36 protein-coding genes and 3 tRNA genes are annotated in these 22,553 nt (G+C 70.3%); 32 read left to right on the forward strand and 7 right to left on the reverse strand.

Annotation, left to right across the window (positions count from 1 at the left end; all coding sequences use genetic code 11):
• Positions 1 to 257: 257 nt before the first annotated feature.
• Positions 258 to 1,703 carry an FGGY family carbohydrate kinase gene (locus ACFYY6_RS27730; RefSeq protein ID WP_351634685.1) on the reverse strand — a complete coding sequence of 482 codons (1,446 nt, stop codon included), beginning with the start codon at positions 1,701 to 1,703 and terminating at the stop codon, positions 258 to 260.
• Between the two features lie 214 nt (positions 1,704 to 1,917).
• Complete coding sequence (locus tag ACFYY6_RS27735) at positions 1,918 to 2,223, reverse strand: YtxH domain-containing protein (RefSeq protein ID WP_351524049.1); 306 nt, start codon at positions 2,221 to 2,223, stop codon at positions 1,918 to 1,920.
• Positions 2,224 to 2,416: 193 nt separating this feature from the next.
• On the opposite strand from ACFYY6_RS27735, the gene ACFYY6_RS27740 reads away from it, so the two are divergent.
• The 3 genes from ACFYY6_RS27740 (at position 2,417) to ACFYY6_RS27750 (ending at position 2,998) form a co-directional block, all read left to right on the forward strand.
• A tRNA-Asn gene (locus tag ACFYY6_RS27740) sits at positions 2,417 to 2,489 on the forward strand.
• A gap of 5 nt (positions 2,490 to 2,494) precedes the next feature.
• Positions 2,495 to 2,567: transfer RNA gene (locus ACFYY6_RS27745), tRNA-Asn, on the forward strand.
• A 357-nt stretch (positions 2,568 to 2,924) separates the two neighbouring features.
• Positions 2,925 to 2,998, forward strand: a tRNA-Ile gene (locus ACFYY6_RS27750).
• A gap of 132 nt (positions 2,999 to 3,130) precedes the next feature.
• On the opposite strand, the gene ACFYY6_RS27755 is transcribed toward ACFYY6_RS27750, so the two are convergent.
• The 3 genes from ACFYY6_RS27755 to ACFYY6_RS27765 all read right to left on the reverse strand — a co-directional run bounded on the left by ACFYY6_RS27755 (position 3,131) and on the right by ACFYY6_RS27765 (position 5,647).
• Positions 3,131 to 3,628: a hypothetical protein gene (locus tag ACFYY6_RS27755; RefSeq protein ID WP_389195968.1), complete on the reverse strand. Its 498-nt coding sequence runs from the start codon at positions 3,626 to 3,628 to the stop codon at positions 3,131 to 3,133.
• A gap of 341 nt (positions 3,629 to 3,969) precedes the next feature.
• Complete coding sequence (locus tag ACFYY6_RS27760) at positions 3,970 to 5,052, reverse strand: hypothetical protein (RefSeq protein WP_389195971.1); 1,083 nt, start codon at positions 5,050 to 5,052, stop codon at positions 3,970 to 3,972.
• A gap of 118 nt (positions 5,053 to 5,170) precedes the next feature.
• Complete coding sequence (locus ACFYY6_RS27765) at positions 5,171 to 5,647, reverse strand: helix-turn-helix domain-containing protein (RefSeq protein ID WP_389195974.1); 477 nt, start codon at positions 5,645 to 5,647, stop codon at positions 5,171 to 5,173.
• 149 nt (positions 5,648 to 5,796) lie between these two features.
• Here ACFYY6_RS27765 and ACFYY6_RS27770 point away from each other — a divergent pair, with 149 nt between their 5' ends.
• The 26 genes from ACFYY6_RS27770 (at position 5,797) to ACFYY6_RS27895 (ending at position 20,067) form a co-directional block, all read left to right on the forward strand.
• A complete protein-coding gene (locus ACFYY6_RS27770) occupies positions 5,797 to 6,090 on the forward strand; it encodes a helix-turn-helix transcriptional regulator (RefSeq protein ID WP_389195977.1) in 294 nt (97 codons plus the stop codon).
• 97 nt (positions 6,091 to 6,187) lie between these two features.
• The gene (locus tag ACFYY6_RS27775) at positions 6,188 to 7,279 is read left to right on the forward strand and encodes a YqaJ viral recombinase family protein (protein ID WP_389195980.1); all 1,092 of its coding nucleotides are present in this window, start codon (positions 6,188 to 6,190) and stop codon (positions 7,277 to 7,279) included.
• Between the two features lie 3 nt (positions 7,280 to 7,282).
• The gene (locus ACFYY6_RS27780; protein ID WP_389195983.1) at positions 7,283 to 8,254 is read left to right on the forward strand and encodes a recombinase RecT; all 972 of its coding nucleotides are present in this window, start codon (positions 7,283 to 7,285) and stop codon (positions 8,252 to 8,254) included.
• A 6-nt stretch (positions 8,255 to 8,260) separates the two neighbouring features.
• Positions 8,261 to 9,181: a hypothetical protein gene (locus ACFYY6_RS27785; protein WP_389195986.1), complete on the forward strand. Its 921-nt coding sequence runs from the start codon at positions 8,261 to 8,263 to the stop codon at positions 9,179 to 9,181.
• A complete protein-coding gene (locus ACFYY6_RS27790; RefSeq protein WP_389195989.1) occupies positions 9,178 to 9,717 on the forward strand; it encodes a Holliday junction endonuclease in 540 nt (179 codons plus the stop codon). The genes ACFYY6_RS27785 and ACFYY6_RS27790 overlap by 4 nt, the downstream gene beginning before the upstream one ends.
• Complete coding sequence (locus ACFYY6_RS27795; protein ID WP_389195991.1) at positions 9,714 to 10,157, forward strand: hypothetical protein; 444 nt, start codon at positions 9,714 to 9,716, stop codon at positions 10,155 to 10,157. The genes ACFYY6_RS27790 and ACFYY6_RS27795 overlap by 4 nt, the downstream gene beginning before the upstream one ends.
• A complete protein-coding gene (locus ACFYY6_RS27800; protein ID WP_389195994.1) occupies positions 10,151 to 10,357 on the forward strand; it encodes a hypothetical protein in 207 nt (68 codons plus the stop codon). The genes ACFYY6_RS27795 and ACFYY6_RS27800 overlap by 7 nt, the downstream gene beginning before the upstream one ends.
• Positions 10,354 to 10,620 (forward strand): hypothetical protein, encoded by a 267-nt coding sequence (locus tag ACFYY6_RS27805; RefSeq protein WP_389195997.1) that lies wholly within the window; start codon positions 10,354 to 10,356, stop codon positions 10,618 to 10,620. Before ACFYY6_RS27800 ends, ACFYY6_RS27805 begins: the two co-directional genes overlap by 4 nt.
• Positions 10,620 to 10,979, forward strand: a complete 360-nt coding sequence (locus ACFYY6_RS27810) for a WhiB family transcriptional regulator (protein WP_389196000.1) — start codon at positions 10,620 to 10,622, stop codon at positions 10,977 to 10,979. The genes ACFYY6_RS27805 and ACFYY6_RS27810 overlap by 1 nt, the downstream gene beginning before the upstream one ends.
• Before the next feature lie 331 nt (positions 10,980 to 11,310).
• On the forward strand, positions 11,311 to 11,442 hold the full coding sequence (locus tag ACFYY6_RS27815; protein ID WP_389196003.1) for a hypothetical protein: 132 nt from the start codon (positions 11,311 to 11,313) through the stop codon (positions 11,440 to 11,442).
• A 36-nt stretch (positions 11,443 to 11,478) separates the two neighbouring features.
• Positions 11,479 to 11,796 carry a helix-turn-helix domain-containing protein gene (locus ACFYY6_RS27820; protein ID WP_389196007.1) on the forward strand — a complete coding sequence of 106 codons (318 nt, stop codon included), beginning with the start codon at positions 11,479 to 11,481 and terminating at the stop codon, positions 11,794 to 11,796.
• A gap of 168 nt (positions 11,797 to 11,964) precedes the next feature.
• Entirely contained in the window at positions 11,965 to 13,011 is a 1,047-nt protein-coding gene (locus tag ACFYY6_RS27825; RefSeq protein ID WP_389196010.1) for a hypothetical protein, read from the forward strand.
• Entirely contained in the window at positions 13,008 to 13,415 is a 408-nt protein-coding gene (locus ACFYY6_RS27830; RefSeq protein ID WP_389196013.1) for a hypothetical protein, read from the forward strand. Before ACFYY6_RS27825 ends, ACFYY6_RS27830 begins: the two co-directional genes overlap by 4 nt.
• On the forward strand, positions 13,412 to 13,630 hold the full coding sequence (locus ACFYY6_RS27835; RefSeq protein ID WP_389196016.1) for a hypothetical protein: 219 nt from the start codon (positions 13,412 to 13,414) through the stop codon (positions 13,628 to 13,630). Before ACFYY6_RS27830 ends, ACFYY6_RS27835 begins: the two co-directional genes overlap by 4 nt.
• A gap of 35 nt (positions 13,631 to 13,665) precedes the next feature.
• Entirely contained in the window at positions 13,666 to 14,532 is an 867-nt protein-coding gene (locus ACFYY6_RS27840) for a hypothetical protein (protein WP_389196019.1), read from the forward strand.
• An 88-nt stretch (positions 14,533 to 14,620) separates the two neighbouring features.
• A complete protein-coding gene (locus ACFYY6_RS27845; protein WP_389196022.1) occupies positions 14,621 to 14,983 on the forward strand; it encodes a hypothetical protein in 363 nt (120 codons plus the stop codon).
• A gap of 13 nt (positions 14,984 to 14,996) precedes the next feature.
• Positions 14,997 to 15,203, forward strand: a complete 207-nt coding sequence (locus ACFYY6_RS27850; RefSeq protein WP_389196025.1) for a hypothetical protein — start codon at positions 14,997 to 14,999, stop codon at positions 15,201 to 15,203.
• Between the two features lie 65 nt (positions 15,204 to 15,268).
• The gene (locus ACFYY6_RS27855; protein WP_389196028.1) at positions 15,269 to 15,598 is read left to right on the forward strand and encodes a hypothetical protein; all 330 of its coding nucleotides are present in this window, start codon (positions 15,269 to 15,271) and stop codon (positions 15,596 to 15,598) included.
• Positions 15,595 to 15,951 carry a hypothetical protein gene (locus ACFYY6_RS27860; RefSeq protein ID WP_389196031.1) on the forward strand — a complete coding sequence of 119 codons (357 nt, stop codon included), beginning with the start codon at positions 15,595 to 15,597 and terminating at the stop codon, positions 15,949 to 15,951. The genes ACFYY6_RS27855 and ACFYY6_RS27860 overlap by 4 nt, the downstream gene beginning before the upstream one ends.
• On the forward strand, positions 15,948 to 16,487 hold the full coding sequence (locus tag ACFYY6_RS27865; protein WP_389196034.1) for a histone-like nucleoid-structuring protein Lsr2: 540 nt from the start codon (positions 15,948 to 15,950) through the stop codon (positions 16,485 to 16,487). The genes ACFYY6_RS27860 and ACFYY6_RS27865 overlap by 4 nt, the downstream gene beginning before the upstream one ends.
• Before the next feature lie 358 nt (positions 16,488 to 16,845).
• Complete coding sequence (locus tag ACFYY6_RS27870) at positions 16,846 to 18,063, forward strand: hypothetical protein (RefSeq protein ID WP_389196037.1); 1,218 nt, start codon at positions 16,846 to 16,848, stop codon at positions 18,061 to 18,063.
• Positions 18,060 to 18,605, forward strand: a complete 546-nt coding sequence (locus ACFYY6_RS27875) for a hypothetical protein (protein WP_389196040.1) — start codon at positions 18,060 to 18,062, stop codon at positions 18,603 to 18,605. The genes ACFYY6_RS27870 and ACFYY6_RS27875 overlap by 4 nt, the downstream gene beginning before the upstream one ends.
• Positions 18,606 to 18,681: 76 nt before the next feature.
• Positions 18,682 to 18,882, forward strand: coding sequence for a hypothetical protein (locus ACFYY6_RS27880; RefSeq protein ID WP_389196043.1), 201 nt, complete (start codon positions 18,682 to 18,684; stop codon positions 18,880 to 18,882).
• Positions 18,879 to 19,169, forward strand: a complete 291-nt coding sequence (locus ACFYY6_RS27885; protein ID WP_389196046.1) for a hypothetical protein — start codon at positions 18,879 to 18,881, stop codon at positions 19,167 to 19,169. Before ACFYY6_RS27880 ends, ACFYY6_RS27885 begins: the two co-directional genes overlap by 4 nt.
• Positions 19,166 to 19,447: a hypothetical protein gene (locus tag ACFYY6_RS27890; RefSeq protein WP_389196048.1), complete on the forward strand. Its 282-nt coding sequence runs from the start codon at positions 19,166 to 19,168 to the stop codon at positions 19,445 to 19,447. Before ACFYY6_RS27885 ends, ACFYY6_RS27890 begins: the two co-directional genes overlap by 4 nt.
• Positions 19,448 to 19,473: 26 nt before the next feature.
• Positions 19,474 to 20,067, forward strand: coding sequence for a hypothetical protein (locus ACFYY6_RS27895; protein WP_389196050.1), 594 nt, complete (start codon positions 19,474 to 19,476; stop codon positions 20,065 to 20,067).
• 143 nt (positions 20,068 to 20,210) lie between these two features.
• Here ACFYY6_RS27895 and ACFYY6_RS27900 read toward each other — a convergent pair whose 3' ends face one another.
• Positions 20,211 to 20,684: a hypothetical protein gene (locus tag ACFYY6_RS27900; RefSeq protein WP_389196052.1), complete on the reverse strand. Its 474-nt coding sequence runs from the start codon at positions 20,682 to 20,684 to the stop codon at positions 20,211 to 20,213.
• A gap of 172 nt (positions 20,685 to 20,856) precedes the next feature.
• On the opposite strand from ACFYY6_RS27900, the gene ACFYY6_RS27905 reads away from it, so the two are divergent.
• Positions 20,857 to 21,198: a hypothetical protein gene (locus tag ACFYY6_RS27905; RefSeq protein ID WP_389196055.1), complete on the forward strand. Its 342-nt coding sequence runs from the start codon at positions 20,857 to 20,859 to the stop codon at positions 21,196 to 21,198.
• A gap of 28 nt (positions 21,199 to 21,226) precedes the next feature.
• Here the strand turns inward: ACFYY6_RS27905 and ACFYY6_RS27910 are convergent, their stop codons facing one another.
• On the reverse strand, positions 21,227 to 21,577 hold the full coding sequence (locus ACFYY6_RS27910; RefSeq protein WP_389196057.1) for a hypothetical protein: 351 nt from the start codon (positions 21,575 to 21,577) through the stop codon (positions 21,227 to 21,229).
• A 157-nt stretch (positions 21,578 to 21,734) separates the two neighbouring features.
• Between ACFYY6_RS27910 and ACFYY6_RS27915 the strand changes: the two genes are divergently transcribed.
• Complete coding sequence (locus ACFYY6_RS27915; protein WP_389196059.1) at positions 21,735 to 22,148, forward strand: hypothetical protein; 414 nt, start codon at positions 21,735 to 21,737, stop codon at positions 22,146 to 22,148.
• Entirely contained in the window at positions 22,145 to 22,333 is a 189-nt protein-coding gene (locus ACFYY6_RS27920; protein WP_389196062.1) for a hypothetical protein, read from the forward strand. Before ACFYY6_RS27915 ends, ACFYY6_RS27920 begins: the two co-directional genes overlap by 4 nt.
• Positions 22,334 to 22,553 lie beyond the last annotated feature (220 nt).

Genomic DNA, 22,553 nt, shown 5'->3' on the forward strand with positions numbered 1-22,553 from the left:
TCTCGGAGTCGGCGGAGGTCGGGAGGCGACCCATTTTCCGGTACCCCGTGCGAGGGCCGCGAACGTTTTTATTCAAGACCGGGTAAAAAAACAGACCGAGTACATGTGGCGGAGGGTTGTCCTCCGTCGCATGTACTCGGCCGCGCCGTTCCGTCCCCGACCGCGCGCCGTAGTGCGCCGCGTGGACCGGCAGAGCGCCGTATGCCGCACGGACCGGGTCGGAGGGCGGCGTGCTGTTGTGCGCGGCGCGGACCGGATCAGGGCGCCGGGGTGAACGCCCCCGGGTGGATCTGGTCCCGCGTCGCCACGTACTGCTGGCGGATCGCCTGACCCACCGCCAGCTCCTCGCCGGGCTCCAGCACCTGCGCCGCCGCGCCCTGCCAGGCCGGAGGAGTGTGCGGATCGGCCGTCCCCTGCGAGACGCCGAGCGCCCAGGCCGCCTGCCGGGCCGCGCCCAGGGCCGCGTACTCGGCCGGCTGCGGGACGACCACCTGCGTGCCGAACAGCGCGGGCGCGATCGCCTGCACGGCCGGCAGCTCGGCCGCCGCACCCAGCAGGAACACCCGGCGCACCTCGACGCCCCGGCCGCGCAGCACGTCGAGCGCGTCGGCCAGCGAGCACAGCATCCCCTCGAACGCGGCCCGTGCCAGGTGCTCCGGCTTCATCGACTCGCGCCGCAGCCCGCACAGCGTCCCCGCCGTGTGCGGCAGGTGCGGGGTGCGCTCGCCCTCCAGGTACGGCAGGAGCACCAGCCCGGAGGCGCCCGGCGTCGACTTCAGCGCCAGTGCGGACAGCTCCTCCAGGTTCTCCGCGGCCAGCATCTCGGCGGTCCCGCGCAAGGCCCGCACCGCGTTCGACGTGTACACCACCGGCAGATGCATGCCGGTCGCGTCCGCGAGCGACGTGATCGTCCCGCTCGGGTCGGACAGCGCCTCGTGGTGCACCGCCATCACCGAACCCGAGGCGCCCAGCGACACCACCGCGTCACCGGCGCCGAGCCCGAGCCCGAACGCCGCAGCCATCGTCTCGCCCGTCCCCGCGGAGATCAGCAGCCCCTCGGGCGTCGCCCCGGCAGTGTCGCAGGGGCCGAGCACCTCGGGCAGCGCCACCGGATGCCCCAGCGCGAGCTCCACCAGATCGGGCCGGTACGCACCGGTGCCCGCCGACCAGTAGCCGGTGCCGGACGCGGCGCCCCGGTCGGTGGTCCGTCGGGCCGGCCGGCCCAGCAGCTGCCACACCAGCCAGTCGTGCGGCTGGAGCACCTCGGCCACCCGCTGGGCCGCCTCCGGCTCGTTGCGGGCCAGCCAGCGCAGCTTCGCCACCGGCTGCGCGGCCTGCGGGACCGCCCCGACCGCCTCGGCCCATGCCTGGCGCCCGCCCAGCCCGTCGATCAGGTCGGCCGCGGCGGCCTGCGCCCGCTTGTCGTTGCCGAGCAGCGCCGGGCGTACGACGCCGCCCTGGTGGTCCAGCGGTACCAGCCCGTGCTGCTGCGCGGAGACGCCGATGGCCTGTACGCCTTCGAGCAGGCCCCCGCCGGCCGCCTCGCCCAGCGAGAGCAGCCATGCCTGCGGGTCGACCTCGGTGGCCTTCGGTTCGACGGGGTGAGCGGCGTAACCCCGGCGCAGCACGGCGCCCGTGTCCGTGTCGCAGACGACGATGTGAGTGAAGGCGGAAGAGCTGTCCAAGCCGGCGACTATCCCCATGCCCAAGATTCTGCCGCACCGCCGGAGCGTTTCCGTACCGTACGGCGCGGCGGCACACGGGCGGCCCGGCCGCGCGGAGCGGGCCGGGTTACGGGGTGCCGGGCAGGCGCGCGAGGGGCGCCGGGCGGGCCCGGCCGCGCGCCGCCGACGGCGGTCACGTGTCGACGGGCCCGATCACGTGTCGACGGGCCCGATCACGTGTCGACGGGCCCGATCACGTGTTGGAGGTGCCCCAGTCGTCCTCGCCGTTCCGTTCCCCGTTCCGGCCCCGCAGCGAGCGGACCCGGGCGGTCACCGAGGCGGGTACCTTCTCGCCGACCTTGTCGCTCACCGAGTGGTAGGCCCGGCCCGCCAGATCGCGGCCGGTCTGGGCCGCGGACTCGGCGGTATTGCGTACGGCGGGGTTCTGGGCGAACTGGCGTGCGGACTTCTTCATCTGCTCGTAACGCTCGCGCCCGGCCCGTGTCCCGATCACGTATCCGATGGCGAGTCCGGCGATGAACGTGAGCCGGTACCGCATGGCTGCCACCCTTCCTGGCTCAGTGCGCCGCTCGGCGCGACGTGTGCTGCCCGCCTACCCGTAGGCACCCGAGATCACCCCGGGCGATACCGATTGGCAAAGCACCCCCCTGCTTGCGCTAATGTATGTGTCGCAGCGAGCACGCGCCGCCCGGCAGCAGCCAGGCGGGCAGGGCTCGGTGCAGACGCAGCAATCCCCTGTAGCTCAATTGGCAGAGCAGCCGGCTGTTAACCGGCAGGTTACTGGTTCGAGTCCAGTCGGGGGAGCGCGATCCCCTGTAGCTCAATTGGCAGAGCATTCGGCTGTTAACCGGAGGGTTACTGGTTCGAGTCCAGTCGGGGGAGCAGATCGGAGGAGGACCCTGCGGGGTCCTTTTTCGTGTTTCCGTGGTCGCGTCACGCGACCGCACGTCCCGGGCCGCGCGCCCGTCCGCGTCGGCGGCTGCTCGTGCGCGTCGGCGACCCGTTCGTGCCGGCGGCCGTTCGTGTCGGTGGCCGCCCGGGTCCGGGCGTGTCGCTGGTTCCGGTGATGCGGCTGGGACGCGCGTGACTCTTTCGCCTGTACTTCGTGCCATCCGGAACCGGGCGGGGAGGTGGAGGAGTCTTCCTGGTCACGCGAAGCCGACCATCCGGAGCGAGAGATCGTATGACCGGCTATGCTGCGGCAGACGGCGCGCACACTTGTACGCGCCACGCCGAGGAGGGGCGGTAGCTCAGCCGGTTAGAGCAGCGGACTCATAATCCGTCGGCCGTGGGTTCGAGTCCCACCCGCCCCACCGCGACACGCCGCAGGTTCACTCAGTTGACCTGCACATATGGCAAGGCCCCCGCCTCGGCGGGGGCCTTTTTTCGCCTCTCAAGATCGTTTGCTCGCCCGCTGCTCGCCCGAAGTGTTGACGGACCGGACGTCAGTCGCCGAGCCCCCGAGCCCAGAAGTCGGTGGCACCCTGGATGATCTGATCGCTGATGCGTTCGATCTCGGCCTCGTCGCCGAGGCCGACCGCGTCCCACAGAGGCCCGAAGCCTCTACCACCGCGACGGTAGACGACGACCGGCGCGGCGTTGTCGACGGTCAGCGGCCAGGCCGGGAGCGTGGCGAGGCAGAGGCTACGAAGGTAGTCATGAGGATCCATTGAGGGGCGCTCGGCGAGCGCGGCCCGGACCTCTCCGGCGGTACGTGCGACGGCCAAGTTGCCAACGGCGCGCATCAGGTCGATGGCGAGGACGCCACTGTTGGGCCGGCGGTCCTGGAGGGTACGCCAAGTGGTGCTGCTGTGGCGGGCGAGCACTCGCCCGAGGTCGATGAGTCTCTGGGGGTCGGAGGGCTCGCCACCGACGATCGCGCGGATGAGGAGCACGCTCTCGTCGATGTAGTCAGCGATGGTCGGGGTGGGCTTCGAGGTCATTCAGATCCTCCGATGACGTGGCGGGGGATGGGCCTCGCACCAGTGCTGCCGTGCGAGGTGCATCTCTCGACGTACATCCAATTCGTCAAGGGGGGAAGCGGTGCATTTCGGGTGCCATGCACGGTAGTTGGCGCAATACTGCCCAGCATTGTCTGGAAAGGGCAGCGGCCCAGCCGTTCGGCCTTGGCGCGGCGGGCGCGCTCGGCGGGGAGCCGCCCGGCGGGGTGGTTACTGGTGGAACGCAAAGACCCCCGCGGCGGACGGGGGTCTTTTCTGCGTTTCAAGATCACCGGCTCGGCCGAAGTGTCGGCGCAACCTTCGGCACGAGGGGGTTTCGAGGACTAGCTCTGTGTGATCTTGACGTCAAGGGTGTCGATGTACCACCCCTTCGGCACGCGCCAGGAGTTCACGCAGAGGGTCCAGCGGCCCTCTACGTGGCCACCGGCCGGGACGGGTGCAGGCAGCTCGCGCGTCTGCGTGATCGTGACCCAGTCGCCGCCGAAGGGGTCGAAGATGTGCGTGCCGAAGCGCAGCGTTCCCGACGTCGCCGTGGTGCCGCCGGTGTTGTGGATGTCCACGGTCACGTTCTCGCACCAGCGCTTGTCCGCGTCTGCGAGCTGCGGCGTCCCGACCGTGAGGACGGCGGGCCGGACCGGCTTGATGGGCTCAGGGGTGATGGTGGGCTCCGGGCTGCCCGGCGCCTCCGGTGTCCCCGTGGAAGGCTCTCCCGGGCCTGGACTGCTCGGCTGCTCGGTGGCTGGCGTTGAAGGCCGGCCGGTTCCCGCCTCGGTGCTGTTCCCCCCGCTGCTGCTTCGCTCGCTCGGAGGAGGGTGGCCGCTGGCGCTCGGCACCGGCGTGTCCTCGGAGCTGAGGGGCCTTTGTTGACCGTCGGTCATGAGATTGATGCTGTCTGCGGACGAAGCGTTGCCGGTTCCCGTGTCGCGACTGGAGTGTCTCCGGGAGCCGCGGGTGCTTCGATCTGGGGCGCTGGAAGCGCTGGCCTCGGCGCGGTCCGGGGCGGAGGCGGCCGGGTGGTGGCCGCGGTCCTCAGTGGTGCCGTCGCCGTAGGCGGTCATGGCGAGGGCGGCGGTGCTCACGGTGGCGACGGTGGCCGCAGCGGTGATGGTGAGCGCGCGGTGGCCCTGCCAGAGGGAGCGGAGGCGGTCTCGGACGATGGTGCAGGCGGCGAGTGCTCCGCTGCCGATGTAGAGCGCCAAGTGCCGTTTGCGGCGCGCCGGTTCCGATGGTTCCTCTGCCATCGGCGGGGTCACGGTGGCTGGTTGTGTGAGACGTGCGATCTTCTCGGCAACGAACTCGGACTCTAATTGCGCCAGACGAGCCGCTTGTCTCGTCTGGCTCTTGTAGAGCAGGACGATCGCCAGGACCGCCGCGCCGAGCGCGAAGGCCAGGAGAACATCGGCCACATATGCCCCCTCGGTAACTGATCTTGTTATTCGGGGGTCATGATCGTTCTGTCTTGAAACGGTCGCTACAAGCAATCAAAAGTCGTGACCATTACGTTACGTAGCGTAATTTCCGTGGTTAACCGGCCCTTCGATGCCGAATGTCCGAGGTGTCCGCCGGGCTGGCAGCGCCCGGCATTCCGTCCTGGAAGCGCCTCAAGACGTGCTCCCGACCCTCCGGCGACAGGCTGGCGAGCAGCGACGCGATCGCCTCGACCTGCACACCCTCGGCGCCTCCCAGGCTTGACGGGTTCGGCGTCCCGGCGAGTTCGGCGAGTTCGACAAGGGCGTCGGCGGCGTCCGGGCGGCCCGCACTCCGAAGCTGGTCGGCGGTGACCCCGGTCGCCTGCGCCATGCGGGCCACGGTCTCAGCCGGCGCGCGTACAGGTACATGGCTGCCGCTCACGGTCTGGTAGCCGCTGATGATCTGCCGCCAGCGCGTATTGCTGACGTCGGATCGCCTGGCTGCTTCACGTCCTGAGATTCGCGCCTTCTTCAGGGCTTCTTTGATGAGCACCGCCTCAGGTGGCGGTGTCGGCTTCTGCTGCGCATCCATAGGTAGCAGGTTCGCACAACTACGCACGACTGCGCTATATGACCGCGCAATACACCCCTTAAGTGTCTGTACTGCGCATAACTACCCGCTAGGCGCACTACTGCGCACACAAACTGGACAGTACGCCGTACTACGCATAGCTTGTGTGCATGAACACCGGCTCCATGCGGCGTCTCAAAGGCGCCCCTTTCCATCACCTGCCCCAGGCGGTGACGCGTGCTCGGGAGAACGCCGGGCTGACGCAGAAAGCCCTGGCTGAGAAGGCCGGATTCAGCATCCAGCTGATGTGCGACATCGAAGCGGGCCGCCGTAATGCGACTCCCGAAAAGCTCCGCGCGATGGCTGCGGTCCTGAAGTGCGCAGTAGCGGATCTGCAACCGGAAAGCGGCGTGACGCTGCTCGACAACAAGCCGCCCACGGCCCGGAAGCGGCGGGCGCGCTGAACCCCGCCCGTCGCGCCCCCTGACGCAACGAAGCCGCCGAGCTCTGCACAGCTCGACGGCCCTCGAACGAACGATCCAAGACGGAGAGGAACGAACGTTGCCTGAACAGGCTACCCACCCCTCGACCCCCACCACCCCGGCAGACCTCGCCTACGGCGCACCGGCCGCGCGCCTGCTGCTGCCCGCCGGCGACCTCAACGACCCCGAGTACTACCAGCTGTGGACCGAGACCCGGCGCGGCGGCATCGGCGGATCCGATGTCGCCGCCATCCTCGGCCTCGACAAGTACCGCGGCCCTCGGCACGTCTTCGAGGTCAAACACGGCCAGCATGTGCCGACCAGCGCCGCGCTCAGCGAGTACGCCGAAGTCGGGCAGGAGATCGAAGACTTCATTGCGCACATGTTCACGAAGCGCAGCGGCATTCCAGCCGTGCCGACCCCGGGCACGCTCGCGAACGTCGATCGTCCGTGGATGCGGTGCAACGTCGACCGGTACGCCCTTGACCCGGTGACCGGCGCCGTCGTCGCCCCGGTCGAGCTGAAGAACCGGTCCGAGTACCAGCTGGACGACTGGACCGACGGTGTTCCCGACGGGCCCGCGCTCCAGGTGCACTGGAACATGGCCGTCGGCGGCTGGCCGTACGGCTGGGCCGTTGCGCTCGTCGGCGGGAACAAGCTCCGCTTCCACCGCATCGAGCGGGACGAGGAGCTGATCAAGACGCTGATCGACGTGTGCGGGCGCTGGTACCAGCGGCACGTGGCCGAGGGCTTCCCGCCGCCCGCCGACGGGCTGGAGGCGACGAAGGACCTCCTCGGCCTCCTCTGGGAGGCGAAGCCGGACGAGATCGTCGAGGTGCCCCTCACCAAGGCGCAGAAGCTGCGCGAGCGGCGCGCGTCGCTGATCGAGCAGATCGAGGAGCTGGAGCACCAGCGGACCTTGGTCGAGAACGAGATGCGGCTGATCTCGGGGGAGTCCTCGGTCGCGAAGTGCGGCAAGAGCACCGCCTGGTCGTGGAAGGCGAACGGCAACTTCGCGGGGAAGCGGTTCAAGGACGAGAACCCGGACCTCGCCGCCGAGTACACGACGACTGTCCCGGCCCTCGACGTCGAGCGGCTGAAGGCCGACCACCCCAAGACCTACGAGAAGTACCGGGCCCGTGTCCTGCGTGTGCCCAAGAAGGAGCTGTGACCCATGGCCCTGACCTCTCTCAAGGAACGCGTCCAGGCCAAGGCCCAGCTGTCGGTGCCGCACGACGGCATCGAGCACTCCCGCGGTGAGGACGTCGAGGAGACGCCCGCCGGGCACGACGCCCAGTCGACGGTGGTCGCCCAGTGGCTTGACCGGTACCGGGCCGATGTCGCTGCCGCGCTGCCGCGGCACATCAGCGTCGACCTGTTCTTCGCCGCGCTCCGGCCCGTTCTGCCGAAGCTGCGCCGGTGCACCCCGGCCAGCGTCCTCCAGAGCGTCATCACGTGCGCGCGGTTCGGGCTGATCCCGGACGGCCAGCAGGCGGTCATCGCCGCCGATGACCGGATCGCGACGTTCGTCGCGACGTACCACGGCTACGTGGAGCTGATGTACCGGTCGGGCCTGGTCCGGAGCGTGGTGACCGGCCTGGTCTACGAGGGTGACGAATGGAGTTGGGAGCCGACCGCCCCCGCCCCGTTGGACTTCACGCACCGGCCGGACGTCCTCGCGCCGAAGAAGGACCGCGGCGAGCCGCTGTTCGCCTACGCGTTTGCGTGGCTCGACGGCGGTGCCCGCTCCGCGGTCGCGGTCGTCACCCGGGAGGACGCCGAGGAGATCCGCGACGAGTTCAGCAGCGCCTACCGGCGGGCCGAGGAGAACGGGCAGAAGAACTCGTTCTGGCACACGCGGTTCGCCGACATGCATCTCAAGACGGCGGTACGCCGCATGGCGAAGCTCGTGCCGAAGTCGGCCGAGCTGCGGGCCCTGGTCGAGGTCGAGCAGGCCGCCGAGGACGGCAAGCCGCAGATCCTCGCCGCGATCGACCCGGAGACGGCCGCGCTGGAAGTGGAGGCACGGCAGGCCGCGAAGGCGGCTGAGGCGTCGCAGGACCGGCCGGTGCCCTGCCTCGCGGTGAAGAAGGGGCGGGGCCGGGCGAAGCCGAGGCGCCGCAACCGCGACAGGAAGCGGCGGTAGAGCTCCGTGCTCGCCGCCCTGTACGGCCGGGTCCGCGAACTGTTCGCGGGCCCGGCCCCGGCCCCCGTCCCGAACGAAGCGGCACTGACCGCTCTGTGGCTGGACGGCCGCGCCGACCTTGCTGACTTCGACGACTGCCCGCGCGAGCACCGCCGGACGCCGCACTGCGGACGGCTCCCGTCGCTGCTTCTGCTGCGGGCACGAGACACCAGGACAGGACTCATGATCGAGACACACGAACCGTTCGGCGCTGAGTACGTGCGCCCGACCCAGGCTCCTTGCCCCACCTGCCCTTGCTGCTCAGCCCGGTTGTGCGAGACGGGCCGCACCAGCGTGATGCAGTGCCTCGGGCACGTTGCCGTCTCCGTGTACGCCGACGTGGCCGGGTGCCCCTGCTCGGCGGAGACGACCCGCGGGACGCACGCGTGGCGGGCCGCGCAGATCCAGGCGGTGAAGCACGCCACGGAGAGCCCGATGCCGATAGGCGCGGAGACGATTCTCCGCGTCCTCGCTGGCGGCCATGCGTTTGAGGACCCGGCCGGTCACCTGACGTGGCTGCACGCCCGCCGGTACGCCACCACGGACCGCGAGTCGTGGCGGATCACCATGCTCGGCCGCCGGTACCTGTCCGCACTGGACGAGCCCCGCTACACCAGCGCGGTCTACGTGAAGTCCGTCGACCTGGAGACGCGGACCGCGACGGTCGTCGTCATCGGCTGGCACATGGACATCGACGTGACCACGCTCGCCGACCCCATCAGCAACTCGGTGGGGCTGCCGCTCGATTCGCTGCCCGGCCGGTACCTGGACGCGAGGGTCAACCTCGGCGCGGCCGACCCCGACGACCTGGTCCTCACCCGCATCCAGCTCCCGGCCCAGATCACCGCGGACTACGTGTCCGTGCGCCCGATCGGGGTCGCCCGATGACCGACGAGCAGCGGAAGTTCACCGTGGTCGGCCTCGATCTGTCCCTGACGGGGTCGGGTATCGCCTACCGCGACGGGTCCACGGCCACGGTGAAGACCAAGCAGAAGGACGGCGACGGGCGCCTGGCCCAGATCGAACAGGCCGTGCAGATCGCCGTCGGCGGCAGCGAGGGGCTCGGCCCGGCCGTCGACCTGGTGGTGATGGAGGACATCCCGCAGAACAGCCACGCGGCGAAGCCCATCGCCATGGTGCACGGCGTCGTCCGAAACCTGCTGGTGAAGACGGGCATCCCGTACGCGCTCGTCACCCCGGCCACGCTCAAGTCCTACGCAACCGGCAAAGGCTCCGGGGACAAGGTGCCGATGGCCCTGGCCGCGTACAAGCGGGCGGGCCTGGAGTTCGAGGACGACAACCAGTGCGACGCCGCGTGGCTGCGCTGGGCCGGGCTCGAATGGCTCGGCAACCCCGAGTTCTCCATGCCCGCCGCTCAGCGGGATGCCTTGAAGAAGGCAGTGTGGCCGGGGGTGGCGCGATGACCAGCACCAGTGTCAGCGACGAGGAGATACTGAGCGCGCTCCTCGCCGAGGACGACGTCTCGGACCTGGCGGTCGCAAGGCAGTTGGGCTGCGGGTACCAGCGCGTCGCTGGGATCCGTAAGCGGGTCGGGCTGCCCGCGTACATCCGTGGCCGACGCCCTGCCTACGGATCGCTGGAGGAGGCATTCGGCGCGCAGACCGAACCTGTTGAGGGCGGTCACGTGCGGTGGACGGGTCCGAGGGAGAAGTGCGGCACGCCCGTTCTGCGGTGGCGGACCCTGCTGCAGACCGCGTACCGCGTCGCGTTCCGTCTCCAGTACGGGCGTGAGCCGGTCGGCAAGGTGTTCCGATCATGCGGGATTCCCGGCTGCGTCGCGGGCCTGCACCAGGAGGACCGGCTGATGCGTGAAGCGCGGAAGGCCGGTAAGCCACCGTGCTGAGCGAATTCGCCACGTGGCAGAGCGGCGTCGACATGGTCGCCGTCCAGCGAGTCCTGGACGGGTCGCTACCGCACTCGGACCTGCGGCCGGAAGAGCTGCGGTTCGCTGCGAGGCACGCGAAGGGGTCGGCGCGCAGTGTCGCGAGGATCCTCGGCGTCACGGAGAAGACCGTCGCGAACTGGCGGGAGGCCGAGACGTGATCACGTTCCTCTCCGTCCTGGTGTGGGTCGCCGAGGCCGTCGGGTGGGTGTTGTCGCTCGGCTGGTGGTTCGTGTCGGCTGCCGCGCTCGGCGTTGTCGTGGGGGCGTGGCTGTGGCTGCGGCCGACGGGGAAGCGGCGCCGTCCGTTTCCCCGCCGGGCCGCCTCGCCCGTAGCGGACATCGGCCAGGACGCGATCGTGTTCCAGGACGTCATCCACGCCGGCGTACCCATCCCGTCCAACGGCGGAGAGGCCGACCGCTGATGCCTCGTCCAAGCCGCTACGCACCCGACACCCGCCCGCGCCGTGACTACTGGGCCGACGAGGCCGCGTGCCGCGACGCGGAAGACGTCTCGGTCTTCTTCCCCGAGGACTACCCCGCGGACGAAGTGCAGTTCGTCACCAGGGAAGCCAAGGCGTTCTGCTGGAGGTGCCCGGTGATCGGCCCGTGCCTTGAATCGGCGCTGGCCCTGCCGGAGCGCCACGGGGTGTTCGGCGGCCTGGACAAGGACGAGCGGCAGGCCCTCAGACGGCGGGAGCAACGGTACGCACGGAAGCGCGCTGGCCGCCTTCGGAAGGAGATCGCGGATGCTCCCGCGGCAGCCGAAGCGGGCGGCCGGTGAGGCGGCGGTCGAGGCGCTGGGCGCTGCCTGACCTGCCGCCGAGCGGAGTCCTCGACTGGTCTGACGCGAAACGGCATTGGGGGCCCAGACGGCGGCCGTGCCGGTACTGCAAAGGGCCGACGAACCTCCGCGATGAGGAAGGCCGCCCGTCCCACAAGGTCTGCGCGGAGACGCGCCGGGCCCAACGGCAGGCGCACGCCGTGCAGGTGTACGCCGATCGGGCCCAGCTCCCCGTACACCGCGCGGACGACTGACCAGCCCCCTGAGAAACCTCCGGGCCGCGCACGGCCTCCCCGCCCCGCGGCCCCTCCACGCATTTGAAGGCGGTCCCGTGAAGTTCCGCAAGTTCATGGTCGGCCTGTCCAGCGGCGTCGTCGTCTGGGCCGGTATCGCGTTCATCCCGGTCATCGGCCCCTGGGCGCCCGTTCTTGGCCTGTCCGTCGCTCTCGTCCTGTGGATCTGAAAGCCCCCGAACCCCCCTGTAGAAAGGTTCTCGCTCGTGTCCGTGTTCGTGGACATCGCCGCTCTCTATGAGGAGCGTCAGAGCATCCGTGCTGTGGCCGAGCACATTGGCCAGCCGTACTCGCGCGTACGCCGCCAGCTTCCCCAGGCCGGGGTGAAGCTCCGCCCCAGCGGAGGTCGCCCGTTGGACCTGGAAGGCGATCCGGTCGCCGACTACCTGGCCGGCCTGTACCGGCGCGGCCTGAGCCTGCGGGCCATCACGGCGCGGACGGGCTACACGTACGGATTCATACGGCGGCGCGTCGGCGAACTCCGAGACCAGCAGGGACGGCCCCGGAAGGCAGTCGGCCTGTGAGCCGCGGCCGGGTGCGCGTACGCCGCGGCGGTGCGGCAATCGGCGTTGGCCGCACCGCCGCCCAGGCCCTTCACGACGTAGTGACGGTCGAACTGAAGCGCGCCCAACAGCAGCGCGCCGCCGCGTAATACCTCGTCCCCTCTCAGCACTACCCCTGAAAGAGGCATCGTGGACGCCCACGAGCGCAAACAGTCAGTCCGCAACGCATGGATCAACCGCCTCCGCGACGAGGCGCTGCGCATGCGTCGGACCGAGGTGTCGAAATGCGTTCACATCGGCATCCTGATCGGCACGTACTCGGATGCCGATGGGACGAACGCCTACCCCGGAGGCAAGACGCTCGCCGCGATCGCCGGGTCCACCGAGGAGACGGTCACGCGGTGCGTGAAGGTCCTGATGGCGGTGGGCCTGCTCAAGCGGAAGCGGCGCCCGAACCAGTCGTCGATCTACCTCTTGACGCTGCCGATGGGAGGGCCGGTCCCCTGGGAGGAACACCTCCACCTGTACACGGACACTCGGCAGGCCCGGCGGAAGAAGGCCGCCAAGGAGAAGGAGATAGCCAAGGTCACGGCCGAGCTGGAGGCGGCAGCCGCAGACGCAGATACCCGGAAACCGTTCCGCGACGGGTTCCGGAACCCGTTCCCGGGCGGGGTTCCGGAAACCGTTCCCGCCGGGGGTTCCGAAAATCCCGGAACCCGTTCCGGAACGGGTACGGACACCGTTGCGGAACGGGTTCCGGAACCCGTTCCCGCCGGGGGGGACCATTACCCCCCTACCTCCGGTAGGGACCCGGATACCGACCACTACCTAGCTGATGCCGGACCTCAGCCACAGGACGCGGGCGCGCGAGGCGACGAAGAGCAGATTTCCCCGGAGAAGGAGAAGCCGTGGGGCCGCTGCGCGAACGAGGCATGCGGAGTGCGGCTGCTGCGCGCGACCAGCGGCCTGTGCCACGGGTGCCAGCAGGCGGCTGACGGCGCCCAGCAGGCCCCCCAGGCGCCGGTGCAGGGCGTTTTCCTGACGCCGATGCCCACCGGTCTCACCGACGACGCCGCAGCCCCGCACACGGGTACGCAGCCGTTCAAGATCCCCGCCCAGGACCCGAGTGCCCCGTTGCGGGTGTGCGCGTGCGGACGAGAACACCACGCCCACAAGCCCACCGACCGGTGCCCTGACTGCCTGTGGGCCGAGCACGCCGAGGCGGTAGGCCGATGAACCGGACCCCGCTGCCAGCCCTCGTCACCGTGCTCAACACCCTCGGCACCTACGGCACCCGCCTCTCACCGGCCACCGCCACCCCGGAGCAACTGGCCATCGTGCACCAGGCCGTCGAGGAAGCACGCCGCCTGCTCGCCGCCGCGAAAGGCCCAGCCACCAGCGGCTGCGCCGACCACCCCAACGGGCCGGTCGACCCGACCGACGGCCTGTGCCTGCTGTGCCGCGGCCCGCGCCACCGAGCCCGCCTCCAGGCCGCGGCCGTCGACCCCGCACTCGGCGACGTCGCACGCACCCTCGCCGAGCACGGCGAGACCGAAGCCGTACGCCGCCACGGACCGCGCGCCGTCGCCCGCGCCCAAGCCGCCTCCGGGCGCAGCACCCAACGAAAGACCACGCCATGACCGAACTGCACCCCAGCCGGGTCGAGGACATCCACCGCCTGGTGGCGGAGCTCACCACCACCAAGCGCACGGACCTGACCGCGCAGGACACCAACCGTCTCCTGCGCGAGTGCGGGACCGCACTCACCGAACTCCTCGACGAACGCGACGCCCTGGTTCGCGCCAACGCGGAAGCAGGCGAGGAACTCGCCTGCTGGGCCGGGGCCCTGAGATGACCACCACGAACCGAGACAGAAAGAGAGATCACCCAGTGAACGACCAGCACACACCGCTCTGCGGCTCCGTTCCGGACGTACTGCCGTGCATCCTCACTGAGGACCACGACGGCATGTACCACGAGGACACCAACGGCTACCGGTGGCCGACCGCCGCCGCCATGCGCCAGGCCGCCGAGGACCTGCGCCCCGTCGGGCTCGACGCACTGCTCGAATACGTGGCCGCGAACCTCCCCGACGAGCCCGGCGAGAAGAACGCCGCCCACCCGGTCTCGGCAGGACGTGACACGAAGCCCGCCCCGGCCGAGGCCTCCGCCGGCTTCTACCAGCCCGGTCACACGTACACCAGCAGCACGCTCTCCCCGTCGACGACGGCGGTTCCCGGTGACACCGGGCCGCGGCCGGGAGCTCCCCGCCGACTGCCCGTGCCCACACGTCCGGCACCCCGACGGAAGCCCCTGGGTCCACCGGCCCAGCCCCGACTGCCGACACCACGGCTACATGTTCCGGCCGCTGCCGCCCGCCACCGTCACACCGATCCGAAGGACTTCCCACTCATGAGAGAGCCCATGCGCCCCGTACACGCGGCCGTCCTCGTCGCCACCGCCCTGTTGCTCGCCGGCTGCACCAGCCAGTCCGCCAGCTCCTCCAAGAGCGTCCCCCATTGCCCGGCCGCGACCCGGACCGCAGCTGGCGACCTCGTACCGCACGGTCCCCGGCCGTGCCTCCTCACCACCCCGGGCTCCTCGACCCGGCAGGACAGGCACACCAACACGCCACCGAAGACCAGCGACAAGGCTCCTGCCGCACCCATACGTCCCAAGCAGCCGGCTGCGCCCGCCAAGCCGAACACGCCCAAGCAACCCGCCGCCCCGGCCCCAGCCCTGAAGAAGCTCCGGTGAAGGAGCTGACCGCCGCGGCGGCCCGACCCCGTGAACTGCATGACCACATCGACCGCGAGCTGCCGCTCGCAGAACTGGAGATCACCTCATGACGTGGAACAGCCGCCTCGACGTCGCCGAAGCGCTGGAGTCTGCCGGATGGGCGGCAGACGAACGGAACCCGCTCGGCTTGCTCCGGCACCCCTCAGGCGCGGTCTGGGCCGTTACAAACGACGCCGGTGACTGCGGCCTGGGCTGCCCCGGGGGAGGCGTTGCCGACTTTCCCGGCGATGTCGCTGACGCCGTGGTGATCGCCGCGTGCCTGGCCGCGTCACGGCAACTCGACCCCAGCCAGGACCGCGTCGAGCTGGAGAAGCGAAGTAACTGGCTCGGCTGGATGGAAGCCGCCGGCGTCGACAACTGGTCCGGCATCGACACCGCGCGCCAGATGCGGGCCGAGCAGAACAACTGATCTGGAGAACCCCGTGAGCGACACCTACGCAGTCCCCGAACTCACCCGCGCCGAGGTCCAGTCCATCCGGGACCGCGACCCACGCCCGGCCAACTGCCCGCAGTGTCAGAACGGCACGCCCGTCGACCACTGGCCCAGCCTTTCCGGATGCCGCAGCAGCTTCCGCCAGAGCACCGGCCGACTGTTCCGCGTCCACTGCACCTGTGACCGCTGCTGGTGACAGCACGGCCGCCCGCCCCGCTGAACCCGGGGCGGGCACCCCACCACCACGCCGAGAGGATCCCCATGAGCGACCGCATCCTGCCGGACTGGACCCCCGCCGAACGCGTCGGTGACCCCCGCTGTGGCTCCCAGCCAGCACTCGGAGCCGAGACCTGCGGGAAGCCCGCTACCTGGCACGTCCTGTGGACAGCCACCCCGCCCGCACCGATGTCCCTGCTGTGCGACAGGCACATGGCCCAAGCGCGTGCAGAGCTGGTGTACACCGACCGGCACCGCGCCGCCGTCATCTGCGACATGCCCGGCACAGGGTGGTGGCTGGCGGAAACGCCCTCCCGGTGTGCCCTGACGACGACCACGCACATCACCTCCCAGACGCAAAGGTGCGAGCAATGAGCGACCGCGACCGTCTCCGGCTCGACAATCTCACCAGCGCCGATCTGGACCAGCTCGACGAAAACGACCACCCGGCCGGCGAGAAGTACCCGTGCAGGCTTGGCGTGTTCTGCGACACGTGCGTCACGACCTTCGAGGGCGACTTCATCGTCACGGACACCATGACCAAGGCCGAGCGCCTGGCCGTCGTCCGCGACCACGTGCGCGCCGAACTGGGCTGGCAGTGCGACCGGTCCGGCGACTACTGCCCCGAACACAAGGCACAGAACGACGCCTGCCCTGGCACCGGCGAGTACGGCCACGGCCTGACCGGCACCACCGTCCACGTCGGCTGCTGCCCCGCGAGCCGATGACCATCGCCGGCCTGCACCACCTGCTCGACGAGATCGACACCCAAGGCGGGCCCGAAGCCGCCCGCCAGTGGTGCCTCACCATCCCCGACACCGAGAAAGGACCTGACCCCATGGCCCATCCCTCGCCCGTCACCGAGCCGCCCTCCAGGAACACCGCCGCCACCGAACCGGCCATCTCTGTCGGTCAGCTCCTGAAGTGGGGCGAGGACCACGACGCCCCCGACGTCCGCGACCAGGCCGCCCGCGCCCGCATGGCCCTTACCGGCCTCCGCCGCCGGTACGCCGCCGACCAGGAACTGGCCGCCCTCACCAGCGAGCGAGAGCAACTGGAAAAGCGCCTGGCCGAACTCCTGGCCCGCGAAGCCGAGCTGACCGCAACGAGGCCGAAGAAGAAGCGCAGCAGCTACGTCCGCGACTACGACACCCGCAAGGTTCGCGCCTGGGCTGCGGAGAACGGCGTCGACTGCCCCCGCGTCGGTCAGATCCCGAAACGCGTCCTGGACGCCTGGCGTACATCGCTACCGCAGGCCAGGTAGCGCAGAACGGCCAATGCGAGCACCCCGCCGACGCCGTACACCAGAAGCGCCCGCCCAGGAGATAGCCGGGCGGGCGCCCACCCACCGTACCCACCACCACAGGAGCCTCTGATGTACCCGACTCTGTTCGCCACCCCCGGCGTGCGCCAGTTCGCCGAGGAGATCGACCGCGAGCGCCAGGCGCAGCTCGCCAAGTTCGGCGACCAGCATCACCCCGACGGCACCGGTCCCCGCATGCCCGCGATCGTCGGCCGTCTCTGCTACGCCGACGAGGCCGCCGACTACGCCCGCCTCGGCTGCCAGGCAGCCGCACGCCAAGGGCGAGACCACCTGGCGCCACGTGCTCGCGGAGGAGGTCTTGGAGGCCCTTGCCGAGGCCGACCCGGCCAAGCTCCGCGCCGAGCTGGTCCACGTTGCCGCCGTCTGCGCCGCGTGGGTGTCGGACATCGACACCCGCCCGACGGCCGCCCGGCAGCCCGCCGAGCGGGGACCGAAGGGACTCAAGACGGCCGAGGACGACAGCGCCTCCACCGCCGAGCAGACCGCCCAGGCCGCCGCCGAGTTCGACGCCGGTACCGCACTGCTGGTCGGCGAACAGGTCACCGCGTACGCCGCCGCTATTTACGCTGCCGCGCTGAACGCTGGGGCCGACGCCATCGCGGCCCTGCCTCAGGACTACGAGTGCGACCCGGGCCGCGGCGACGCCGTGAAGCTGCTGCGCCGTCTGGCCGCCGACAGCACGCCAGCCGCCGTGCAGGGACCGAAGGGACTCAAGACTGAGACCGAGGCGCGCCCTGCCGAGCTGACGCAGGCCGAGACCGACATCACCCACATGCGTACCGAACTGGATGCGGCGCGGCGGATGCTGGACCCAGGCGACTGCGCCCTCGTCGACGAGATGCTCTCCACCGTCGACCAGTACCGCACCCGCGCCAAACGAGCCGAGACCGCCCTTGAACGCGTGGAGCCCCTCGCCCCGATGTTTGAGGCCCTCCACGCACTCCTCGTCACCAGCAGCCGGGACTGGGGCGAGTACCGCGTAGACGCCTGGCTGTGGGCCGTCCTGGTCGGCTGGGGTTGCAACCGCCAGCACGAACACGACGAGACGTGCGACGCCGACGCAGCCATGACCGAGATGCAGCAGAGGCACGGCTGGAGCGACGAGGCCGTGGCCAAGGCCCGCCGATACCGCGCCGCCGTCCGTGCCGTCCTCGACGGTGGGCCCAATGTGGGCTCTGCGCCCGACCACTACAGGCAGCAAGCCCATCTCGATGCCGCCCTCAGCGTCATCGATCAGGTACGGCAGCTGCACCACCAGGACGGCAGCCTGTGCGGGGAGTGCACCGAGAGCCACGGCGTTCTCTGGCCCTGCACCACCATCCAGACACTCGACGCCCTCGACGCGCTGACCAACGACCGCGCCCTGTACGCGAAAAAGGTGGAGGCCGCCATCGGGCTCAATGCCGACTGCGGCGGTGCGTTGGGCGTGTACGCGGCCCGCGATGCCGTACTCGCCGTCCGCGACCAGGAACTGGAAGAACTCCGCGCCCGTGCGACCCACAAGGAAGCCCAGTGATCCCCGACCCGCACCGCATGAAGGGCGGCGCCGCCCAGCTCGGGGCCTGCCCCGGGCTCTCCGGCCCCTTCGGCACGTGGAGCGAAGAAGCGGACGACCTCGAACCGAGCCAGCCCGCCCCGGCACCGCAGGCGTCCCCGAAGCGCCGCGCCGAGATCGCCGAAGCCTTCGACCTGCCACCCGACCTCATGAAGAAGAACACCGATGCCGCGGCCCCGCTGGGAACGGCCCGCGCGGACGAGCCCGCGACCAGCGGCAGGAGAGCAGTGGTCGGCGTCACGATGATGGTGCAACCGCAACTCCCGCCCGAAGTAGAGGCGTTCTACGAGGGCGCGGCGGGCGAGCACCTGGCCCGCCAGGCCGACGCCGGAGGAAGCCGCCTCGTCACCGCCCCGGAACGCATCCACGACCAGCTCATGAAATGGGTGCTGGCGTGGGACGCCACCGGATCACCCCGGCACGTCATGGTCCCGTGCCCCCAGGGGGAAGCACCGGACACACGGGTCGTCGTCTGGGAAGCGCTCGCCGAACCGAGGCAGTGACCGCACCTACCGTGGGCCCCCGATAGCCGGGGGCCCGCTCCAGCCCAGCTCCGCACCCCTCCGGTACGAACCACCCATGACCGCACTCACCTGCCCCGGCTGCGGCAGCCCCCGCAAGCTCGGCCAACACCTGTGCTGGGACTGCTGGGACACCCTCCCCAACAAGGTCCGGAACAAGCTGGCCGTCCGCGACCACCTCGCGGTGGCCCGCGTCCAGCTCCTCCGTCGGCAGCTCGCCGAAAACGTCCCCCTGCACGAGATAGAGATCCACCTGTGAACCCCCACCGCCGCTACGCCCGCACCCTCACTGCGGGCGCCGTGTGCTTCGCCCTCGCCAGCATCGGCATCGCCACCTGGTCGACGCTGACCTTCGGCCTCGAGAACGGCGGCTACATGCTGCCTGTGATCTTCTTCCTGTTCGGCGCCGTGGTCCTCACCTGGACGTCGGACCGCGAACGCACCCTCGGCCACCGCACCGCCGAAGAGACCACCCGCCCCGACGCCGGCGAGACACCGCAGCCCCCCGCGCCCTGCTGCACCCACAGCGCCATGGAGCGGACGTGACCGAACAGGACCGGCTGCTGGTCTACTGCGCCCTCGCCTGCATGTGGATCGCCGGCTACGCCACCGGCCGGGGCCGCCTCATGAAGGCCCTCACCACCTGGGCCGACTGGCAACTCGCCTACGCCACACGCCGCTCACCCCGGTTCTGGGTGGCCCTCCCCATCGTCCTCACCGCGGCCGCCCTCCTCTGGCTCACCCGCCCCCGCCGGACCTGGACCAACTACCAGGCGTGGAAGGCCCGACAGACACGCAGCCCCGAAACGAACGGAGGGACCTGATGGCCCCGGAAGAACCGGAAACGAACGTGACCCGCCAAGCGGCCTACGACGCCGTGTACACGTACATCAGGGGCCTCGGGACGTATGTCCCGACGGGCAAAATCGGCCGCAACGCCCTGATCTGGGACGGGGTGAACCGCGCCCTGGAGGCCGCCGACGCACCCCCCCGAACCCCTGTTGTCGAGCAGTTGCTCGCCGGACTGGTCGATGACGCGCTCGCTGCCACCCTGGCCGATGGAACCGGAAGCTCCGGAGATGACGCCCGCGCCCAGTGCGCCCGGACCGCACTCCAGATGATGATCGACCAAGGCGAGCTCGCGTGGCGCGACATCGTCTGGGCCCAGCTCGCGACCGCGATCACCGAGACGGACCCGGTACAGCTGCGCGCCGCCCTGGCCCCGGTCGTCGGGACGATCACCCAGTGGATCAGCGCACTCAACCAGCGGATCGCAGCCGCTGACCGGCCCAGCCCGGCCGGGCTGGCGGCCGCCGACCTCGCCCAGGCCCTGGAGGACGCCCGGGAGAAAACCGGACACGAGGTCGACCCCGCCCCGGAATGCGCGGAGGCCATGGCCGAACATCTGCTGAAAACGCTGCACATCCACCGACGCCCCGCGTAACCCGCCGCTGAGGGCACTCTGCCCCGGAAACGGTGAAGCCCCCAGCATGGGCTGGGGGCTTCACCGTTTCTGGATGCGCTCCATGAGCTTACGCGCTGATCACCACGAGTCGCCACGCGACCTGCAGGCCGGCACCGGCCGCCTCACTGCGGGTCGGTGCGGTCCACCTTGGTCACCCGGGCAGACCGGATATCGGTCAGCTTGCCGTTGCGGATCTCCGCTTCGAGCGGCGCCGTGTCCCCCTCGGAGACCTTGCCCGGCCCGAGCTTGTCCACGGTGATGCCCGTCTGCCCCAGGTGGTCACCGTCCTTGTCCAGGAACTCGATCTCCGCGAAGTAATTTGCCGCAGCGGGACCGCTGTTCGTCACCTTGTAGTGGACGACGTACGCCTTGGGCCCCCACGTCTGGTGGTCCTCCACCCCGGTCTTCACGAGCCGGACATCCTGCGAAGCCGACTCCTCCGCCTTCGTCGGCTGCTCCTGCGCCTTCGGCTTGTCGGCGGCCTGCGACGCTGACCCCTTCTCGGCCGCGGCCTCCTCGCCGCCGGAGCAGCCGGTCAGCACGACCGCGCCGACGGCAACCGCGACCAAGACGTGACGGAGCTGGGCACACTTCATGGTGATCCTCGAATGGTGTGAACTGGTGAATTCCGCACGGTAGCAACGACCGTGAACGGGCAGGCCAGAACTCTCGATATGACTCCGCGTCATGGTCGCTTCCCGGACAACTTCCGCGCATCCCCCGCAAACGGCTCCCACGCGCGCGCGGGCGCCGATACTCTTCCCGGCTGTGCAATACGCCTACCGATGCCACAACTGCCGCCTCACCTGGGACCCCCGAGACGACCTCCGTACGGCCAAGGCCGACCAGAAAGCCCACAAGTACCTGGTCCACGCCGGCGTCCAGCCGGACGGCCAGATCATCGAAACCCCCGGCATCGTCGACCAGCTGGGCAGCGCCGTGTGGGCCGGAGCCGCAGCCGGGGCCCGGCTGATCGGCCGGGGCGTCGCCCGCGGCCTCCGCTCCAGGGGCTTCCGCGAAGCGATGGAGTCCGAACCGGTCAGGCAGGCCGGGATGCTCCTCGTCACCGGCATCCTGATCGTGGCGGTCATCAACTGGCTCATCCGCTGAGGTCCCGCAACGGTAGGCCGCAGCAGGTCTAGGTGCCTCCTCCGCCGGTGCCGCTTCCTTCACGCTCGCCCTTGGCGCGCTGCTCCTCCTGCCGTTTCTGCCGGGACGGGTTCGTGATCCCGCGGACGATGTGCCGGGCACGGCTCTCCGTGACGCCGATGAGTTCGCCGATCGCCTTGTAGTTCATGCCTTCGCCCCCGGCGTAGAGCTCACCGCCGACGTCCTGCCGCATGATGCGCACGGTCTTGTGGAGGTCCGGCCATCCGTCGAGCAGCGCCGACAGGCGCTTGAAGCGCTCGACCGGATCCTCGGTTTGGGCGAACAGGGCTTTGATCTGTTCCACGGCCAGCTGTACCTCCCGATCCGACTCAATTGACACGCGCTCACCTTTCCGGGCGCGCGGCACTGCCCGGCCGCTGTAGACTAGTCTACGGTTACGCCGGGTAGTGCATGACGCCCTGCCCGTAAAACACCAAACGCCCCTGGTCGGGGCCTGAGAAACGCCGACCGGGGGCCACGTCAGATGGAGCTGACGCATGTCACAGCGTACTAACGCGCGCTCGGGTAATCCCTCGGACACCGTGAATGAGCCACCGAGCGCGACGGTTCTTCGCCTTGCCGAGGAGCTGCGCTCGACCGCCCCGGAGCGAGGGATCACTGACGGGGACCTGGCGGCGATTGCCGTGCAGGTGTCCGCGGAGGACCTTGCGGCAGTTGCGGAGCAGGTGTCCGTCGAGGGCCTGGCGGCGATCGCCGACCTGGTGTCCGTGGAGGACCTGGAGGTGATCGGCGCCCAGGTCTCGGATGAGGAGCTGGCGCGGATTGCGGCTGCCGCACCCGATGTGGGCCGGTATGTGGCCGCAAGGGCACTGGGCGCCATGCCGAAGGCGCAGCCGGGGGAGACCCGCGGTTCCTACGGGGCCCGGCTGGCGGAAGGGGGTCGCCGGTGAGCAGGAAGATCAGCGCGACGACGCCGAACCAGGTCGTGGCGCAGCCCGCGACGGTGGAGGCATGCCAGCAGGACCGGGGTGCCCCGCAGGAGCGTGCCGGCCGGGCCGAGGAGGCTGTCGGGCAGCTGGAGTCGGCGCAGTTCCACGCCAAGGAGAGCGCGGAGTCTGCCGGGGGGTGCCGCTGATGGGTTTCCTCAACCGGCTCGTGGCCCGCGACCAGGAGCTCGCGGCCACGAAGTACGCAGGCCGTGAGTCGGCAACCGGCCGAGCCGAACGTCTGCGCCGGGAGAAGCGCCGCGCGCGCGTGGCCCGCGACGGGAACCAGTCCAGTCGCCCGTGTCGCCGCTTCTTCGGCTGATTCCCCAGTCCGGCCGGGCCGCACCCCTGCCGCGGCCCGGCCGCCGC

Origin of the sequence: Streptomyces sp. NPDC001750 (assembly GCF_042892615.1) — a bacterium.
GTDB lineage: Bacteria > Actinomycetota > Actinomycetes > Streptomycetales > Streptomycetaceae > Streptomyces.

Bases quoted from the DNA above. Each gene is read 5' to 3' on its own strand.
- ACFYY6_RS27795 (WP_389195991.1), top strand. From the start codon at position 9,714: ATGACCAGCACCAGTGTCAGCGACGAGGAGATACTGAGCGCGCTCCTC.
- ACFYY6_RS27790 (WP_389195989.1), top strand. From the start codon at position 9,178: ATGACCGACGAGCAGCGGAAGTTCACCGTGGTCGGCCTCGATCTGTCC.
- ACFYY6_RS27865 (WP_389196034.1), top strand. From the start codon at position 15,948: ATGACCATCGCCGGCCTGCACCACCTGCTCGACGAGATCGACACCCAA.
- ACFYY6_RS27835 (WP_389196016.1), top strand. From the start codon at position 13,412: ATGACCGAACTGCACCCCAGCCGGGTCGAGGACATCCACCGCCTGGTG.
- ACFYY6_RS27770 (WP_389195977.1), top strand. From the start codon at position 5,797: ATGAACACCGGCTCCATGCGGCGTCTCAAAGGCGCCCCTTTCCATCAC.
- ACFYY6_RS27755 (WP_389195968.1), bottom strand. From the start codon at position 3,628: ATGACCTCGAAGCCCACCCCGACCATCGCTGACTACATCGACGAGAGC.
- ACFYY6_RS27915 (WP_389196059.1), top strand. From the start codon at position 21,735: ATGTCACAGCGTACTAACGCGCGCTCGGGTAATCCCTCGGACACCGTG.
- ACFYY6_RS27855 (WP_389196028.1), top strand. From the start codon at position 15,269: ATGAGCGACCGCATCCTGCCGGACTGGACCCCCGCCGAACGCGTCGGT.
- ACFYY6_RS27730 (WP_351634685.1), bottom strand. From the start codon at position 1,703: ATGGGGATAGTCGCCGGCTTGGACAGCTCTTCCGCCTTCACTCACATC.
- ACFYY6_RS27810 (WP_389196000.1), top strand. From the start codon at position 10,620: ATGCCTCGTCCAAGCCGCTACGCACCCGACACCCGCCCGCGCCGTGAC.
- ACFYY6_RS27900 (WP_389196052.1), bottom strand. From the start codon at position 20,684: ATGAAGTGTGCCCAGCTCCGTCACGTCTTGGTCGCGGTTGCCGTCGGC.
- ACFYY6_RS27830 (WP_389196013.1), top strand. From the start codon at position 13,008: ATGAACCGGACCCCGCTGCCAGCCCTCGTCACCGTGCTCAACACCCTC.
- ACFYY6_RS27765 (WP_389195974.1), bottom strand. From the start codon at position 5,647: ATGGATGCGCAGCAGAAGCCGACACCGCCACCTGAGGCGGTGCTCATC.
- ACFYY6_RS27860 (WP_389196031.1), top strand. From the start codon at position 15,595: ATGAGCGACCGCGACCGTCTCCGGCTCGACAATCTCACCAGCGCCGAT.
- ACFYY6_RS27880 (WP_389196043.1), top strand. From the start codon at position 18,682: ATGACCGCACTCACCTGCCCCGGCTGCGGCAGCCCCCGCAAGCTCGGC.
- ACFYY6_RS27780 (WP_389195983.1), top strand. From the start codon at position 7,283: ATGGCCCTGACCTCTCTCAAGGAACGCGTCCAGGCCAAGGCCCAGCTG.
- ACFYY6_RS27845 (WP_389196022.1), top strand. From the start codon at position 14,621: ATGACGTGGAACAGCCGCCTCGACGTCGCCGAAGCGCTGGAGTCTGCC.
- ACFYY6_RS27735 (WP_351524049.1), bottom strand. From the start codon at position 2,223: ATGCGGTACCGGCTCACGTTCATCGCCGGACTCGCCATCGGATACGTG.